Below are 15,490 nucleotides of genomic sequence, written 5' to 3' on the forward strand. Positions count from 1 at the left end.
GCGTGCCGCATCAGGCCGCGGCGGTGAGAGCGGTCTGGATGTTGGTCCAGATGGTCGTCACGGCAGTCTTGATCAGCGGTCCGGCTGTCACCATGCAGAGCGCCACGAACGCAAGCAGCAGTGCGTATTCGATCCCGGCGGCCCCGTCCTCTTCACGTGCAAAACGCTTGATGCCTTCGAACATGGTGTTCATGTCCTTCTCCTTCACGTCATGGTTTAAAGGGAAAAAGCGCCCGCTGAAGTTCGGGCACAAGATTCGGCTGGGGACGCCAGCCATGGCCAAGATGGGGGATGTCACGATGACGCGGTGCACGCTAGCGCTACAGCGATGCAGACATCGCTGTCCCCCCGGTGCGCAACACGACAAGGTGGGCCTCCCAGCTCCACCATTTTCCAGGGGGTCATCCGGCTGGCTTGCCAACCGGCTGGCCCTCACCTGGCGCGTTGCCGCTGATGCGGCTTATGGCGCCTGGGTAGGTGCCGCGGGCCGATTCTTTTCCTCCCTCAGGAATCGGTCCCGCGCCTGAAAGTGCTACAAGACTGCTTTGTGATCGCTGCACCGGCGCGTTGATGATCACCGTGTGCGGCGTGGGCCATGGATTCTCAAAATTGCGCTGGCCCGGCGCTCAACCTCCCCGCGAAGCGAGCCCTGTCACGGCCGCCGCTTCACCCCCCGTCAAGTCTGTTGTCGTGATGTCTGTGCTAGTGGTTCTGAAACCCCTTGGCTCCGGCATCCTTGGCGACCCATTTTTGTGTTTCGGTCGCTCTGCTCTTTGTAACGAGGATAAGAGCGACGAACGTGCCAGAGGTGCTAAGTCTTTGATTTAATGCGTGATGTTTTTTTGGGCACTTGTTACACGCGGCGTTTCTTGTAACAAGATGTTTCCTTGTTGTTACTGCTTGCCAGCTGTTTGCTTGCGCCGCAACATGGCTCGGAACGCAAGGAGTGATGCGTTCCGTGCCTGTCTGTGCCGCCAAGTGCATAAAGGGGCACCTAAGAGGCTCTTTGCGGGCCCCTCCCGGATCCGGCGCCAGCGGTCTTGCGATCGCGTATCCGGGTGGTGGAGCAGTCGCCGCACGACCGTGCGAATGGTTGCAGTGGTGATACTCCCCAGCACGAACGAGTTATCCCCCCCAGTGCACGCGGACATTGCGACAGGTGCCGCGACAGGGTGAGGAGTGCGCCAGAACCGTACTCCGGCGACAAAAGATGTAGCCGGACAGGAGGACGAATGTTGGCTGGCTCACATTGGCCCGGGCGCTTCCTCGCCTTGTTGGATGAGGTGGGAACTTCCTGCACTGCCCGGCGGATACGATCGATTTGGTTGCATTCCTGATACATTGCTGGCCGCCATGCCGGGATAAGAGATATCGTCACGCGGCGTGCGGGCACCGCGGTTAGCCGACGCATCGCTAATTTGCACAATTCACGGGGAGAAAACAGGATGCAGCTAGACAACAATGCGTTCCACGCGACGGCATACGAGCAGCCGGCCGCGACGGTGCGTCCTCTGCGGTTCGAGTTCATCGGCTCGGGCTCCGAGTTTTTCCGCATCTGGATCGTCAATACCTTGCTGACCATTGTCACGCTGGGCATCTACTCGGCCTGGGCCAAGGTCCGCACGATGCAGTACTTCTACCGCAACACGCGGCTGGACGGCGCGAGCTTCGATTACCACGGCCGTGCCTCCGCCATCCTCAAGGGCCGCGCCATCGTGTTTGGCCTGGCGATGGTGTTCCAGCTTGCCAGCCATATCTCCCTGTTCCTGGCATTGGCGCTGGGCCTGGCGCTGACGGTGGTGTTTCCGCTGCTGCTGGTGCGTTCCCTGCGCTTTCGCATGGCGAACTCCAGCTACCGCGGCCTGCGCTTTGCCTTCACCGGGGGCGATGCCCAGGCCTACAAGGTGTTCCTGCTCTGGCCCGTGCTCACGGTGCTCAGCTTCTATGCGCTGGCGCCGCTGGCGCATCAGCGCTTCAAGCAATACCAGCATGACAACACCCGCTTCGGCACCGCGCCCTTCGGCATCAGCGCGAGCGCGGGCGGCTTCTATGGCGTCTACCTGCGCGCGTTCGGCATGATGGTGGCGGTCGTGGTGGGGATGAGCATCGCCGGCGGCATGCTGGGCAAGGGCATCGGTGCCGCGGTTGGCGCGGGCCTTGGGTCTGGCATTGGCGCGCCGGTCGTGGCCGGGGTCATGGCCGTCATCGGCTTCTTTGTGGCGATGATGGCCGTCGGCCCCTTCTTCATGGCGCGGCTGCAGAACCTGGTGTGGAACCACACCACGCTGGCGCCGCACGCGTTTCGCAGCGAGGTTGGCGCGGGCCGCTTGTTCTTTATCTTCGCCACCAACGTGATCGCCAACGCGCTGACGCTGGGCCTGTTCCTGCCGTTCGCGCGGGTGCGTTCGATGCGCTACCGTATCGAGAGCATGACCATGCTCGCTGCGGCGCCGCTGGACGCCTTCGTGGCTGGCGAGACGCAGCAGGTGGGCGCGCTGGGCGACGCCGCTGTGGACTGGTACGACATCGATATTGCGTTGTGACCGCGCTCTGACCACCCCCATCGCTGTGCCAACTTTGCTCACTTCGATTCCAAGGCCCTGATGCAGGATTTCCACGACGCCACGGCCACCGCCCCGGTAGCCGCCACTTACTTCGACGGCCGCTCGTCGCGCGCCCATCGGGTGAGGCTGTCCATCGAAGGGCGCGACGCGGTGCTGCGCGAAGCCGATGGCACGGTGCTGCGCCGCGCGCCGCTGGCCGCGCTGCGCGTCTCCGAGCGGGTCAAGCGTGCGCCGCGCCTGGTGACGTTTGCCGACGGCGCCTTCTGCGAGGTCACCGATCACGCCGGCTTTGCCGCGCTGCTAGGCGCCAGCGGCCACCGCGAAAGCTGGGTGGTGCGTGCGCAGAACAGCTGGCGGCTGGCGCTGCTGTCCGTGCTGGGCCTGGCCGCGGCGCTGTTGCTGGGATATTTCTACGGATTGCCCTGGGGCGCCGGCGTGGTGGCGCGCAGCGTGCCGCCGGCGCTGGAAGCCCGGCTCGGCGAGGCCACGCTCGCCAGCATCGATCATGGCCTGCTCATGCCTTCGGCCCTGCCGCAGGCGCAGCAGCAACGGATTCGCGCCGACTTCGCCGCGCTCGTGCGTCCGGCCGATCCGGGCCACGAGTACAAGATCCTGTTCCGCCACGGCGGCCGGCTCGGGGCCAATGCGCTGGCGCTGCCGGGTGGCACCATCGTGGTGACCGATGAGCTCGTCAAGCTGACCGGCGTGGGTCCGGGCCTCATGGGCGTGCTCGCCCACGAGGCCGGGCACGTGGCCGAGCGCCATGGGCTGCGGCAGATCCTCCAGGCCTCGGCGGTGGGCGCGCTGGCGGCATATTTCTTTGGCGACTATTCCACGGTGCTGGCGGGCGTGCCCGCCGCGATCCTGACGCTGCGCTACTCGCGCGACCATGAGCGCGCGGCGGACGCGTATGCGGTGGAGGTCATGCAGCGCAACCACTTGCCGGTGTCGGCGTTTGCCGACGTCTTGCAGGCGCTGGAGGACGCCCACACCCGGCAGGCGGAAGTCCAGGCGGCCAAGGCCGAGGGCGGGAGCGAGGCCAGCGCGCCAGTCGCCTCCGGCGAGCGCGAAACCAAGCGGGAGCGCCGCAGCCGGCGGGCCGCGGAGGATGGCGGCAACAACGGGGATAACGACGAGGGCGACAGCTTCTTCTCTACCCATCCTCTCACGCGCGAGCGCATCGAGGCGCTGCGGGCGGCTGGCCGCTGAGCCTCAGTTGCCTGGCTGCGGCGCATCAATTGGCGCGTTCGGGGCTACGGCCGCCACCTGGCCTTGCAGCCAGCTATGGAACCGCAGGATGGCCTTCTCGCGCGGGTTGCCTTCTCGCCAGGTGACCCAGTAGTGCAGGCTGGACGGGATGCGCGTGGTGCCGATCTGCACCAGTTCGCCGCTGGCAAGGTAGTCGCTGGCGAGTTGCAGGCGCGCGGTGGCCACGCCAAGCCCCGCCACCGCCGATTGCAGCATCATGCCCGCGTCCTGGAAGATCGGCCCGCGCTCGGGCTCCGTGCCGGGCAGGCCGGCGCTTTCCAGCCAGTCGCGCCACGGCCGCAGCGCGAAGCGCAGCATCGGCAGGCGCGGCAGGTCGGCCAGCTTGAAGCCGGGGTAGCGTGCCAGCAGCGCCGGGCTGGCGACCGCAATCACATGGTCCTCGATCAGGTTGTGGCAGGCAAAGCCGGGCAGGTCCACGCGCTGGTGCCAGATGCCCACATCCACCGAGTACGGATCGGGCGGCGTGATCTCGGCGTGCAGCCGCAGGTGCAGGTCCAGTCCCGGCAGGGCCTCGTGCAGGCCCGGCAGGCGGCGGATGAGCCACGCGTTGGCCAGGTCGGCCATGACGCTCACCTCCAGCCGCACCACCTGCGGGGCGCCACCGTTGCTGGCCTCGCGCAGGCCGTCTTCCAGTTCCGCCAGGCCGTCGCGAATCCGCTCGGCCAGCCGCGCGCCCACATTGGTGGGGATCATCAGGTGGCCGGTGCGCTGGAACAGCTTGGTGCCCAGCTTGTCTTCCAGCGCGCGCAGATGGTGGCTGATGGCGCTGTGGGTCAGCGCCAGTTCTTCCGCGGCGCGGGAGAAGCTGCGGTGTCGGGCAGCGGCCTCGAGCGCCCGCAGCGCCTGCAGCGCGGGCAGGTGCGGCGCGCGCTGCGCGCGCAGGGGCTCGGGCGGCGGGGCGGGTTCAGCCGGCTTGGCGGGCAAGCTGGACTGGCCGGCCAGGCCGGGCTTAGAGGTTTTAGGATGTCGGGAGGTCATTGCCGTCAAATTCTACTCACAATTGCGGCGGGTATCTTTCGTTGGTGTTGCGCGCGGCGACTGACGACAATGCAGACATGACTTCTGCCAATGTATCCACCCCCACCCCTGCCGCTGCCGCGCCTTCTCCTGCCTCACGGGCTGGCGATCCCGCGCTGGCCGCTGCGCGCTGGCGCGTGCTTTGCATCTTTTCGCTAGGTTTCCTGGTCTCCTATATCTTCCGGGGCATCAACCTGGGCTTCGCGCCGCATCTGATCCGCGAGATGGGGCTGGGCGCTGCCGACCTGGGGCTGCTGACCAGCTTCTACTTCCTGGGGTTTGCCTGTGCCCAGTTGCCGGCGGGGCTGATGCTCGACCGCTTTGGCCCGCGCCGCACCGAGGCCGCGTTGCTGCTGGTGGCGGTGGCTGGCGCGCTGGTGTTCGCCTCGGCGACCAGCATGGCCGCGCTGGCGGCAGGGCGCCTGATGATCGGCGTGGGCGTGTCGGTTTGCCTGGGGGCCGCCATCCAGGCCTTGTCGATCTGGTTCCCGCTGTCGCGCATGCCCTTGCTCAACGGGGTGGTGATGGCGATCGGCGGGCTGGGTGCAGTCGTGGTGGGCGCGCCGCTGGGCTGGCTGCTGTCGTGGACCGACTGGCGTACCGTCAGCTACGGGCTGGCCGGGTTGACGCTGGCCATGGCTGCGCTGCTGTGGCTCGGTGCGCCCGAGACCAGCCGCGCTGGCAAGCAGCGCCTTGCCGAGCAGTTACGCGGCACCTGGCAGGTCTTGCGCAATGAGCGCTTCCTGCGCGTGGTGCCGCTGGCACTGCTGAACCAAGGCGTGTTCCTGGCGGTGCAGACGCTGTGGGTCGGTGCCTTCCTGCGCGACGTGGCCGGATACTCGCCGGAGCAGGGCGCTCGCCTGGTGTCGGTGATCGGCTTTGCCATGATGGGCGGTTGCGTTTGCGCCGGCTGGGCCGCGCGCCACCTGGAGCGTGCCGGCGTGAGCCTTTACACCTTCGCGGGCGTTGGCATGAGCGGGTTCATCGTGATCCAGTGCGTGATCATGGCGGGTGTGCCGCTGCCGCCGGCCTTGCTGTGGGCGGCCTATGGGGTGTTCGGCTCCAGCGGCATCCTGGCCTATGCGGTGCTGGCGCGCAGCTTCCCCGACGCGTTGATCGGGCGCGCCACCACGGCGCTGACCTTGACGGTGTTCCTGTCCACCTTTGCCTGCCAGGTCGGCATCGGGCTGCTGCTGGACCTCTGGGCCGCCGATGCAGGCCGCTACCCGAAGGCGGCGCACCTGACAGTGTGGGGCGGGCTGGTCGCGCTGCAGGTGCTGGCCGCGCTGTGGTACATGCTGGGGGCGCGTCGCGGCAGCAGCGCTACAGCATGACCGGCCGGTCGTCGAGCTCGTTCGGATTGGGCCGGTCGCCGGCGGGGAAGTGGGCGGCGAGCTGATGGTGGATTTTTTCCACCGCCGCCAGCACGGGCTTGACCGATAGCTCCCGCGCCAGCCCGCTCGCCAGCTCGTTGCAGATCGCCCGCCAGGTTTCCGGGCCGACGCGCGCGTCGATGCCGCGGTCGGCCAGCAGCTCCACCGCGTGATCGGCCAGGTTGATGTACAGCAGCACCCCGGTGTGGCCTTCGGTGTTCCATACCTCCAGCGCGCCGAACAAGGCGCGGGCACGCTCGCGCGGGGTGGTGCCCGAGAAGGCCAGCGCCACGGGCAGGCTGGATTCGATCACTACCCGGATTTCGCCGTGATGACGCTGCTCGCCGGCGCGCACCGCCTGCTGCAGTTGCTGCTGGGCGTCGGCGGGGAAGTGCTTGCTGGCGGCACCGGGGCGCGTGCCAAGATGGCGCAGGGCGCGTTTGAAGTGTGGCATGTGTCGTTACCAGTTGCCGGAGGCGCCGCCTCCGTCGAAGCCGCCACCGCCACCACCACCGAAGCCGCCACCGCCACCGCCACCGCCACCGCCTCCTCCGAAGCCACCGCCGCCGCCGCGTCCCCAGCCGCCACCCCCGAGACCGCCAAGGGTGCCGCCGAGTCCGCCGGCAGCCGCGTCCCAGCCACGCCCGCGCGTCACGATCCGCGAGCCGCCCGAGCGGCGGGCCGCGGAGATGAAGAAGAACAGGATGATGGCGAGCGGGAACAGCACCGGCAGCCAGTCGGTCCACGAGCCGCTCTGGGCGGCTTTGCGGCCGGCCTGCGGGCCGGGCAGGGCTTCCTTGTCGATGGTGGCCTGGATCGCCGAGACGCCGGCCGCGATGCCGCCGTAGAAGTCGTTCTGCCGGAAATGCGGCGCCATCACGTCCTGCAGGATGCGCTTGGACATGGCATCTGTCAGCGAGCCTTGCACGCCGCGCCCCACTTCCAGGCGCATCTTGCGCAGGCCGGGCGGGTTGTCCTTGGCGATCAGCAGGATCACGCCATCGTCGATGCCCTTGCGCCCGGCGCGCCAGGCGTCGGCCACGCGGATGCTGTAGGCGTCGATGGGCTCGGGATCGGTAGTGGGCACCATTAGCACGAAGATCTGGCTGCCGCGCTGCTGCTCGTACTCGGCCAGCACGTTTTCCAGCGCGCTGCGCTGGCTGGCGCTGAGCGTGCCGGTGAGGTCGGTCACCCGCTGCGTGAGCGGCGGCACCGCGACAAAGCCGTCGCCGGCGGCCATGGCCGGGGACGCCAGCAGCGCGCCCAGCCACAGCAGCAGCGCCAGCATGGCGGCTGTCCAGCCACTGCGCTCAGAGAGATTCCGCATAAGCATGGTCCGGGATCAGAACTTCACCGTGGGCGGCGCTGAGATGGCCTTCTCGTTTTCCACCGTGAACGATGGCTTGACCGGGTACTTGAAGATCATGGCGGTCAGGTTGGTGGGGAAGCTGCGCGCCAGGATGTTGTAGTCGCGCACCGCGGTGATATAGCGCTGGCGTGCCACCGTGATGCGGTTCTCGGTGCCTTCGAGCTGCGATTGCAGGTCGCGGAACGATGCATCGGCCTTGAGTTGCGGATAGTTCTCCGACACCGCCAGCAGGCGCGACAGCGCGCCGCTCAGCTCGCCCTGGGCTTGCTGGAAGCGCTTGAAGGCTTCGGGGTCGTTGAGGGTCTCGGGCGAGACCTGGATGCTGGTGGCCGCGGCGCGGGCCTTGGTGACGGCCTCCAGCGTCTCGCGCTCATGCGTGGCGTAGCCCTTGACGGTATTGACCAGGTTGGGGATCAGGTCGGCGCGGCGCTGGTACTGGTTGATCACCTCGCCCCAGGCCGCCTTGACGGCCTCGTCCTTGGCCTGGAAGTCGTTGTACCCGCAGGCGGACAGCAGGCTGGCGCACAGGGCCAGCAAGAGCCAGCGCAGGACAGAGCGCCCGGAGGACAGGGACAGGGAAGGGAATGCGCGCATCGAAGACTCCGGAATTCGTGGAGTCCCCAGTGTAGCGCAGGGGCCGGCCCGCGCAAGCGAACCGGCCCGGGTGCAGTTGACGGCAGGCCGGCCGTCCCGGTAAATTATCGTTTCTGCCGTGGTTGCCACGGTGGCGCCATCCCGGCGCCATGCCGTGCTCCCAGCCAGCCCCAACCTGCCATGCGCGCTGTTTCGTCGATTTCCGCACTTGTTTGCCCTGCCTCGCAGCGGCAGGTGCCGGCGCGCGCCAAAGCCAAAAAACAGCCGCTCATCTGACCGGGGCGCTGTTCCGTCAGATGAGCGACGGAGCGGCACCTGCGTACCAGCGTACGGGGGCGAGGCCAGGATTCACGGTTCAGGCTTTCCCACTGTCCCACGCGGGCTCATCTGCCACCCGGCGCACTTCTGCACGGTTTTTATTGACCGGTCGTACAGGAGTGATTCGATGCAAGCAGTAGCTCAAGACCAGCAAGACCAGCAAGCACAACAAGTCTTTTCCGGAATCTGGCTGCCATTGGTGACACCCTTTGCCGACGGCGCGGTCGATTTTCCCGAACTGTCCCGCCTGGTGGCGCACTACGCCGGCAGCGCCGTCGCCGGGATCGTGGTGTGCGGCAGCACTGGCGAGGCAGCCGCGCTCGATGAGGCCGAGCAACTGGCCGTGCTGGATACGGTGCTGGCCAGTGCCGGCAACTTGCCGGTGATGATGGGCGTGGCGGGCAGCCAGGCGCGCCAGGTGCAGGCGCGCGTGCGCCGGCTGGCTGAGCGGCCGCTGGCCGGGCTGCTGGCGCCCGCGCCTTACTATGTCCGTCCGTCGCAGGCCGGCCTGCTGGATTATTTCCGCGCCCTGGCCGACAGTGCCGCCGCGCCGCTGGTGCTGTACGACATTCCCTACCGGACCGGCGTGAAGCTCGAGACGCAGACCATCCTGGCGCTGGCCGCCCATCCGAATATCCGCGCCATCAAGGATTGCGGCGGCGATTACCACGGCACGCAGGCTATCATTGCCGACGGGCGCTTGAGCGTGCTGGCGGGCGAGGATCACCAGTTGCTGGGCACGCTGTGCCTGGGCGGCACGGGCGCGATCATCGCCTCTGCCCATCTGTATCCGGAGCTGTTCGTCGCGCTGGCGCAGGCGGTGGCCGGGCAGCGGCTCGACCAGGCGCGCCGGCTTTTCCATGCCTTGATGCCGATGATCAAGCTGCTGTTTGCCGAGCCCAATCCGGGCCCGCTCAAGGCCATGCTGGCGCGCGAGGGATGGCTGCGCAACGAGCTGCGCGCGCCGATGACGCCCGCCAGCGCCGCCCTTGAGGTAGCGCTGGCACGGGCCTGCGAGCAGGTCGGGGCGGCCGCGCCCGACCTGCTCGGCTGACCCGGCGGGCCTTCGGGCCTTCCTGCCCTCAGGCCGCGAAGGCCTTGCGGGCGGCTTCGATGGTGGTCGCGAGGATGGCGTCGTCGTGCTGCGCTGAGACGAAGCCCGCCTCGAAAGCGGACGGCGCCAGGTAGACGCCGGCATCTAGCATGGCGTGGAAGAAGCGGTTGAAGCGCGCGGTATCGCACTGCGTGACTTCAGCAAAGCTGCCCGGCACGCCTTCGCGGAAGTACAGCCCGAACATGCCGCCGATGGCATCCGCCGCGAACGGCACGCCGGCATCAACCGCCGCCGCGGCCAGGCCGTCGGCCAGCTTGCGGGTTTGCGCGGCCAGGCGGTCATGGAAGCCCGGTACCTGGATCAGCTTGAGGGTGGTCAGCCCGGCCGCCACCGCCAGCGGGTTGCCCGACAGCGTGCCGGCCTGGTACACGGCGCCCAGCGGCGCCAGGCAGGCCATGATGTCGCGCCGGCCGCCAAAGGCCGCTGCCGGCATGCCGCCGCCGATCACCTTGCCCAGGCAGGTCAGGTCCGGCGTGATGCCGTAATGCGCCTGCGCGCCACCCAGCGCCACGCGAAAGCCCGTCATCACCTCGTCGAAGATCAGCACCGCGCCATGCTGGGTGCACAGCGCGCGCATGGCTTGCAGGAACGCATCGCTGGCACGTACCAGGTTCATGTTGCCGGCCACCGGTTCCACGATCACGGCGGCGATCTCGCCGGCGTGCTTGATGAAGGCTTGCTCGAGCTGTTCGACGTTGTTGTACTCCAGCACCATGGTGTGCTTGGTCACGTCGGCGGGCACGCCGGCCGAGGAGGGCGCGTTCTTGGTGGTGTCGGCAAAGGTCAGCAGGCCGGAACCCGCCTTGACCAGCAGGCTGTCGGCGTGGCCGTGGTAGCAGCCCTCGAACTTCACGATCAGGTCGCGCTTGGTGAAGCCGCGCGCCAGGCGCAGTGCGCTCATCGTGGCCTCGGTGCCGGAGGAAACCAGGCGCACCTGCTCGATCGACGGCACCAGCTTGCAGATTTCCTCGGCCATCTCGATCTCGGCCTCGGTCGGCGCGCCGAACGAGAAGCTGTGGGCCGAGGTCTCCTGCACCGCGCGCACCACTTCGGGGTGGGCATGGCCGACGATCATCGGGCCCCACGAGCCGATATAGTCGATGTAGCGCTGGCCGTCGGCGTCCCACATGTAAGCGCCTTCGGCGCGCGTGATGAAGCGGGGCGTGCCGCCCACCGAGCGGAAGGCGCGCACGGGCGAATTGACGCCGCCCGGGATGGTTTGCTGTGCGCGGTCGAAGAGCTGCTGGTTACGAGACATGGCTTTGCGTGAAATCAAAAGCGGGAGAAACGCGTTCTAACAGGCAGCAAGTTACGTTGAAGATGCCGGCAAAAAGGCTCAAATGCGAGGCATATACGCGGTAACGTGCGCGAACACGGCGTATTTGGCCCGAATCCTGCTTGCCCGGCTGGCGCCGGCGGCGCCGATTCGGTACCATCTGGCCCTGAATTTTAATGGAGAGTGACTGGACCGTTATGGAATACAAGACCTGGATGTGCCTGATCTGCGGCTGGATTTACGATGAAGCTACCGGCGCGCCCGAAGACGGCCTTGCCCCCGGCACCAAATGGGAAGACGTGCCCATCAACTGGACCTGCCCGGAATGCGGTGCGCGCAAGGAAGATTTCGAGATGGTGGCGCTCTGACACTCTCCAGGGTTGCTGGAGTTGCTGGATAGCAACGCTAGATTTGCTGCGTCGCCAGCCAGCACGGGCTGGATGGCGTGATCTGGTCATGCGCGACCATGACGCGACCGTGACTACACGGCCTGGGCCGGTCAGCCCGCCGCGGCGCGTCGCGTCGATGCGACAGATCGACAGGGGCTGCCCGAGATTCCGGATTGACGGCCCCACGGCGACTTGTCACACTCTGTTTCAAATTTGAAAATCCACCCTTTGGGGGGTGGACCGCGGCAGGCGCGGGTACCACGCGCCGCCGTTTGCCGGTCACCGGAGCTTTCCGGTCGACGTGTTTTCGGGAATCAAATCGTTTTGTTTCGGGGGTCCGTCGGGGCAGCCAGGCTGCCTTGCGCGGAAGTTCTCAAGTGAATGCCGGCGTTCCCATGAGGGAAACATGCTGGTCGCGGGAACGAGATGCGGGTCGCTCAACTACAAGAAGGTATTCGGGTCAGCGCCGAGGTCAGCGGCGCAGTCGAAGCTGGCGCCGGCGCCAGCGGCGGCGCTGCGCCTGCGCGCCGCAAGGTGCTCGTCATCGACGATTCCAGCACCATCCGCCGCACCGCCGAGATATTCCTGTCCCAGGCCGGCTGCCAGGTGCTGCTGGCCGAAGACGGCTTCGAGGCACTCGCCAAGGTCGGCGACATGCATCCGGACCTGATCTTCTGCGATATCCTGATGCCGCGCCTGGACGGTTACCAGACCTGCGCCCTCATCAAGAAAAGCGCTCGGTTCCATGCCATCCCGGTGATCATGCTGTCCTCCCGCGACGGCGTGTTCGACCGTTCGCGCGGCCGCCTGGTCGGCGCGCAAGACCATCTCGCCAAGCCATTTACCCGTGAGTCGCTGCTGCAGGCGGTAGACGCCTGCGTGCCACGTGCCGCTGCCGTGGCCAGCCCCTTGCCGGCTTGAGCGCAACCCAAGGAATACCCATCACCATGCCTATCAGCAAAATCCTCATCGTCGACGACTCCCCCACCGAAGCCCTGTTCATGTCCGACCTGCTCGGCAAGAAGGGCTTCAAGGTCTCGGTGGCCGGCAATAGCGAGCAGGCCTTCGCCCGGCTCGAGAAGGAACCCTTCGACCTGATCCTGATGGACGTGGTGATGCCCGGCCAGAACGGCTACCAGGCGACCCGCGCGATCAAGCGCGACGACCGCTTCAAGGACATCCCGGTGATCATGTGCACCAGCAAGGGCCTGGACACCGACCGCATCTGGGGCATGCGCCAGGGCGCGGCCGACTATGTCGTCAAGCCGGTCGACGGTGAAGAACTGCTGACCAAGATCGCTGCGCTGGCGCACTGAACCGCTGCCCGATCGCATCCGACCCCATCCTTGCTTTTCAACGGACTCCGACCATGACTGCGCCGCGCCAGGATCTTCGTGCCCGCCAGACCCGGCTGCAGGACTACCAGGCCATGCTGGCCCGCCGGCTGCGCGAGGCGCGCAACCTGCCGGCGGTGGACAGCTTCCTGGGCCTGCAGGTGGGACAGCGGCACTGGCTGCTGCCGTTGCCGCAGACGGGTGAGGTGCTGGAGATGCGCCAGCCCAGCCGCGTGCCGCTCACGCAGTCCTGGTACACGGGGCTGGTGAACGCGCGCGGCAGCCTGCTGGGCGTGATCGATTTCGGCCTGTTCTGCGGCGAGGGAGCCACCCCGCTGCAGCCGGGCAGCAAGATCGTGGTGCTGTCGCGCCAGGTGGAGCGCGCCTGCGGCATCCTTGCCACGCGCGTGATCGGGCTGCGCCATGCCGGCGACCTGTCGTTGCCGGTAGAGGTGGCTGATCCGGCCAATGCGGCGCGGGCACGGCAGGAGCCTGCACCGGATTGGGAGGGCCCCTGTTTTGCCGATCGCGACGGGCGCGACTGGCAGGTGCTCGACGTGCGCAGGCTGCTGGCGTCGCCGGCCTTCCTGCAGGTGGGCAGGCAGGCTGCCTGAGCGCCGCGCGGGCTGCCCGCGACGACGCGACGACGCGACGACAAATCAAATTCAAAAAATAACGGACAGAGGGTGCTATGGGATTCAAGATGTTCAGCCTGGGTCGCCAGGCGCCGGCGGCCGGTGCCGCCGAACTGGCGGTAGACGCTGCGGCAGCGCCCATCACGCGAAGCACCCCGGGCGAGAAGCTCTCGGGCCGGCTGTCCCGCATCCCGTTTGCCAGCCAGCAGCGCGCGCTGACCGCTGGCGTGGTGCTGTCGCTTGTGGCGTTGCTGGCGTCGGTGTATTTCGATAACCGCGAAGCCAACAACGGCGCGGCGCAGATCGAGATCGCCGGCGACATGCTGATGCACTCGCAGCGCCTGGCCAAGGCAGTGCCGGTGGCGCTGCTGGGCAATGCGCAGGCGTTCACGCAGCTGCGCCAGTCCAAGAGCGAGCTCGCGGGCGACTTGCAGGCGCTGCAAGTCGGCAGCGAGGCCAAGCACGTGCGCGCTACCGGCGCGGTGGCCGCGCCGCTGCTGGAAAAAGCCATGGAATCCTGGCAGCGCACCGAGAAAAGCGCAGGCGACGTGCTGGCCCAGCAGCCCACCCTGACCACCATCGGCCAGACGCTGCAGATCTTCAATGCCTCCAACCCCGAACTGCTGGAAAGCGCGGAGCAGGTGGCGGCAATCAAGCTGCAAAGCGGCGCCAACGCGCGCGAGGTGGCCGCCTCCGCGCAGCTGGTGATGCTGACGCAGCGCCTGGGTAAAAACCTGAACGAGTTCCTGGCGGGCGAAGGCGTCAACCCGGAAACCGCGTTCTTGCTCGGCAAGGACACCAACACCTTCCGCGAAACCCTGGACGGCCTGATGAACGGCAGCGAAGCGCTGCGGCTGTCGGCGGCGGGAGACGCCGAAACCCGCGGCTACCTGCAGCAGCTGTCGCAACGTTTCGACGCGGTGCAGAAGACCACCCAGACCATCCTGCAGAACCTGCCCGGCCTGATCGCCGCCAAGCGCGCGCAGCAGCAGATCTTCAACGACAACGAGGCACTGCGCGGCGAGCTCTCCGCGCTGCAGGCCGCTTATGCGCAAGGCGCCCGCGTGCGCCCGCTCACGCTCGGCGCCACCATCGTCTCGGCCCTGCTCACGCTGCTGTTCCTGGCCGGGCTGGCCGCGCTGTACCTGCGCGATTCGCGCGCCCGCACCCTCGAAGCCGAGGCCCGCGAGCGCGAGGCCGAAGCCCGCCGGCTGGACGAAAAGCGCAACAACGATGCGACCCAGAAGGCGATTTTGCAGTTGATGAACGAGCTGCAGGACATCGCCGACGGCGACCTGACCAAGCAAGCCACCGTGACCGAGGACATCACCGGTGCCATCGCCGACTCGGTGAACTACACGGTGGAAGAACTGCGCGAACTGGTCGGCCGGGTGCAGCAGACCGCCGGCGAAGTGACGCAGGCATCGGGGCAGGTGCAGGACACCTCCACCGAGCTGGTCGCGGCCTCGGAAGAACAGTCGCGCCAGATCCGCCAGACCGGCGAATCGGTGGTGGAAATGGCCGACCGCATCACGCAGGTCTCGCGCGGCGCGGCGGAATCGGCCAACGTGGCGCGCGCCTCGCTGGCCGCGGCAGAGCAGGGCCAGCACGCCGTGCAGAACGCCATTGTCGGCATGAACGACATCCGCGAGCAGATCCAGGACACCTCCAAGCGCATCAAGCGCCTGGGCGAATCCTCGCAGGAGATCGGTGAAATCGTCGAGCTGATCTCCGACATTACCGAGCAGACCAACGTGCTGGCGCTGAACGCCGCCATCCAGGCCGCGTCCGCCGGTGAAGCCGGCCGCGGCTTCTCGGTGGTGGCCGAAGAAGTGCAACGGCTGGCAGAGCGCTCCGGCGAGGCAACCAAGCAGATCGGCGCGCTGATCCGCACCATCCAGACCGACACGCAGGACGCGGTGCACGCCATGGAGCGCAGCACGCAGGGCGTGGTGGAAGGGGCCAAGCTGTCGGACAACGCCGGCGCCGCGCTGGTGGAGATCGGCCGCGTGTCGCGCCAGCTCGCCGAGCTGATCGAGCAGATCTCGCAGACCACCTCGCACGAGGCGGGGCTGGCTACCGCGGTGGCACGCAACATCGAAGGGATCCTGCAGGTGACCGAGCAGACCTCGTCCGGCACGCGCCAGACGGCACTCTCGGTACGCCAGCTGACCTTGCTGACCGAAGAGCTGCGCAACTCGGTGCTGCGATTCAAGATCGCCTGACGAGCCAGCACTG

At 67.4% G+C, this 15,490-nt stretch carries 15 protein-coding genes; 9 read left to right on the forward strand and 6 right to left on the reverse strand.

What is annotated here, in order from left to right:
* Positions 1 to 10 precede the first annotated feature (10 nt).
* The gene (locus ACGLHR_RS05145; protein ID WP_400092434.1) at positions 11 to 193 is read right to left on the reverse strand and encodes a Flp family type IVb pilin; all 183 of its coding nucleotides are present in this window, start codon (positions 191 to 193) and stop codon (positions 11 to 13) included.
* 1,252 nt (positions 194 to 1,445) lie between these two features.
* Here ACGLHR_RS05145 and ACGLHR_RS05150 point away from each other — a divergent pair.
* Positions 1,446 to 2,543: a YjgN family protein gene (locus tag ACGLHR_RS05150; protein WP_400092437.1), complete on the forward strand. Its 1,098-nt coding sequence runs from the start codon at positions 1,446 to 1,448 to the stop codon at positions 2,541 to 2,543.
* A 60-nt stretch (positions 2,544 to 2,603) separates the two neighbouring features.
* Positions 2,604 to 3,773 (forward strand): M48 family metallopeptidase, encoded by a 1,170-nt coding sequence (locus ACGLHR_RS05155; RefSeq protein WP_400092440.1) that lies wholly within the window; start codon positions 2,604 to 2,606, stop codon positions 3,771 to 3,773.
* A 3-nt stretch (positions 3,774 to 3,776) separates the two neighbouring features.
* Here the strand turns inward: ACGLHR_RS05155 and ACGLHR_RS05160 are convergent, their stop codons facing one another.
* Entirely contained in the window at positions 3,777 to 4,811 is a 1,035-nt protein-coding gene (locus ACGLHR_RS05160; protein WP_400092442.1) for a LysR substrate-binding domain-containing protein, read from the reverse strand.
* Positions 4,812 to 4,888: 77 nt separating this feature from the next.
* On the opposite strand from ACGLHR_RS05160, the gene ACGLHR_RS05165 reads away from it, so the two are divergent.
* Positions 4,889 to 6,184 carry a nitrate/nitrite transporter gene (locus ACGLHR_RS05165; RefSeq protein ID WP_400092444.1) on the forward strand — a complete coding sequence of 432 codons (1,296 nt, stop codon included), beginning with the start codon at positions 4,889 to 4,891 and terminating at the stop codon, positions 6,182 to 6,184.
* Here ACGLHR_RS05165 and ACGLHR_RS05170 read toward each other — a convergent pair.
* From ACGLHR_RS05170 to ACGLHR_RS05180, 3 genes are read right to left on the reverse strand one after another with little or no spacing between them, the layout of a single operon-like run.
* Positions 6,174 to 6,677 (reverse strand): TPM domain-containing protein, encoded by a 504-nt coding sequence (locus tag ACGLHR_RS05170; protein ID WP_400092447.1) that lies wholly within the window; start codon positions 6,675 to 6,677, stop codon positions 6,174 to 6,176. The two genes, ACGLHR_RS05165 and ACGLHR_RS05170, sit on opposite strands and share 11 nt — an antisense overlap.
* Before the next feature lie 6 nt (positions 6,678 to 6,683).
* Positions 6,684 to 7,550 carry a TPM domain-containing protein gene (locus ACGLHR_RS05175; RefSeq protein WP_400092448.1) on the reverse strand — a complete coding sequence of 289 codons (867 nt, stop codon included), beginning with the start codon at positions 7,548 to 7,550 and terminating at the stop codon, positions 6,684 to 6,686.
* A gap of 15 nt (positions 7,551 to 7,565) precedes the next feature.
* Complete coding sequence (locus tag ACGLHR_RS05180; protein ID WP_400092450.1) at positions 7,566 to 8,186, reverse strand: LemA family protein; 621 nt, start codon at positions 8,184 to 8,186, stop codon at positions 7,566 to 7,568.
* A 445-nt stretch (positions 8,187 to 8,631) separates the two neighbouring features.
* On the opposite strand from ACGLHR_RS05180, the gene dapA reads away from it, so the two are divergent.
* The gene (gene dapA / locus ACGLHR_RS05185; RefSeq protein ID WP_400092452.1) at positions 8,632 to 9,558 is read left to right on the forward strand and encodes a 4-hydroxy-tetrahydrodipicolinate synthase; all 927 of its coding nucleotides are present in this window, start codon (positions 8,632 to 8,634) and stop codon (positions 9,556 to 9,558) included.
* A gap of 28 nt (positions 9,559 to 9,586) precedes the next feature.
* On the opposite strand, the gene hemL is transcribed toward dapA, so the two are convergent.
* A complete protein-coding gene (gene hemL / locus ACGLHR_RS05190) occupies positions 9,587 to 10,876 on the reverse strand; it encodes a glutamate-1-semialdehyde 2,1-aminomutase (protein ID WP_400092454.1) in 1,290 nt (429 codons plus the stop codon).
* Between the two features lie 215 nt (positions 10,877 to 11,091).
* Here hemL and ACGLHR_RS05195 point away from each other — a divergent pair, with 215 nt between their 5' ends.
* The 5 genes from ACGLHR_RS05195 (at position 11,092) to ACGLHR_RS05215 (ending at position 15,477) form a co-directional block, all read left to right on the forward strand.
* Positions 11,092 to 11,262: a rubredoxin gene (locus tag ACGLHR_RS05195; RefSeq protein WP_267605793.1), complete on the forward strand. Its 171-nt coding sequence runs from the start codon at positions 11,092 to 11,094 to the stop codon at positions 11,260 to 11,262.
* Positions 11,263 to 11,709: 447 nt separating this feature from the next.
* Positions 11,710 to 12,204, forward strand: a complete 495-nt coding sequence (locus ACGLHR_RS05200; protein ID WP_400092456.1) for a response regulator — start codon at positions 11,710 to 11,712, stop codon at positions 12,202 to 12,204.
* Positions 12,205 to 12,230: 26 nt separating this feature from the next.
* Entirely contained in the window at positions 12,231 to 12,599 is a 369-nt protein-coding gene (locus ACGLHR_RS05205; protein WP_400092457.1) for a PleD family two-component system response regulator, read from the forward strand.
* 53 nt (positions 12,600 to 12,652) lie between these two features.
* Positions 12,653 to 13,231, forward strand: a complete 579-nt coding sequence (locus ACGLHR_RS05210; RefSeq protein WP_400092459.1) for a chemotaxis protein CheW — start codon at positions 12,653 to 12,655, stop codon at positions 13,229 to 13,231.
* 77 nt (positions 13,232 to 13,308) lie between these two features.
* Positions 13,309 to 15,477: a methyl-accepting chemotaxis protein gene (locus ACGLHR_RS05215; protein ID WP_400092461.1), complete on the forward strand. Its 2,169-nt coding sequence runs from the start codon at positions 13,309 to 13,311 to the stop codon at positions 15,475 to 15,477.
* Positions 15,478 to 15,490: the final 13 nt, after the last annotated feature.

It is taken from the genome of Cupriavidus sp. CuC1, from assembly GCF_044627735.1.
Lineage (GTDB): Bacteria > Pseudomonadota > Gammaproteobacteria > Burkholderiales > Burkholderiaceae > Cupriavidus > Cupriavidus ulmosensis.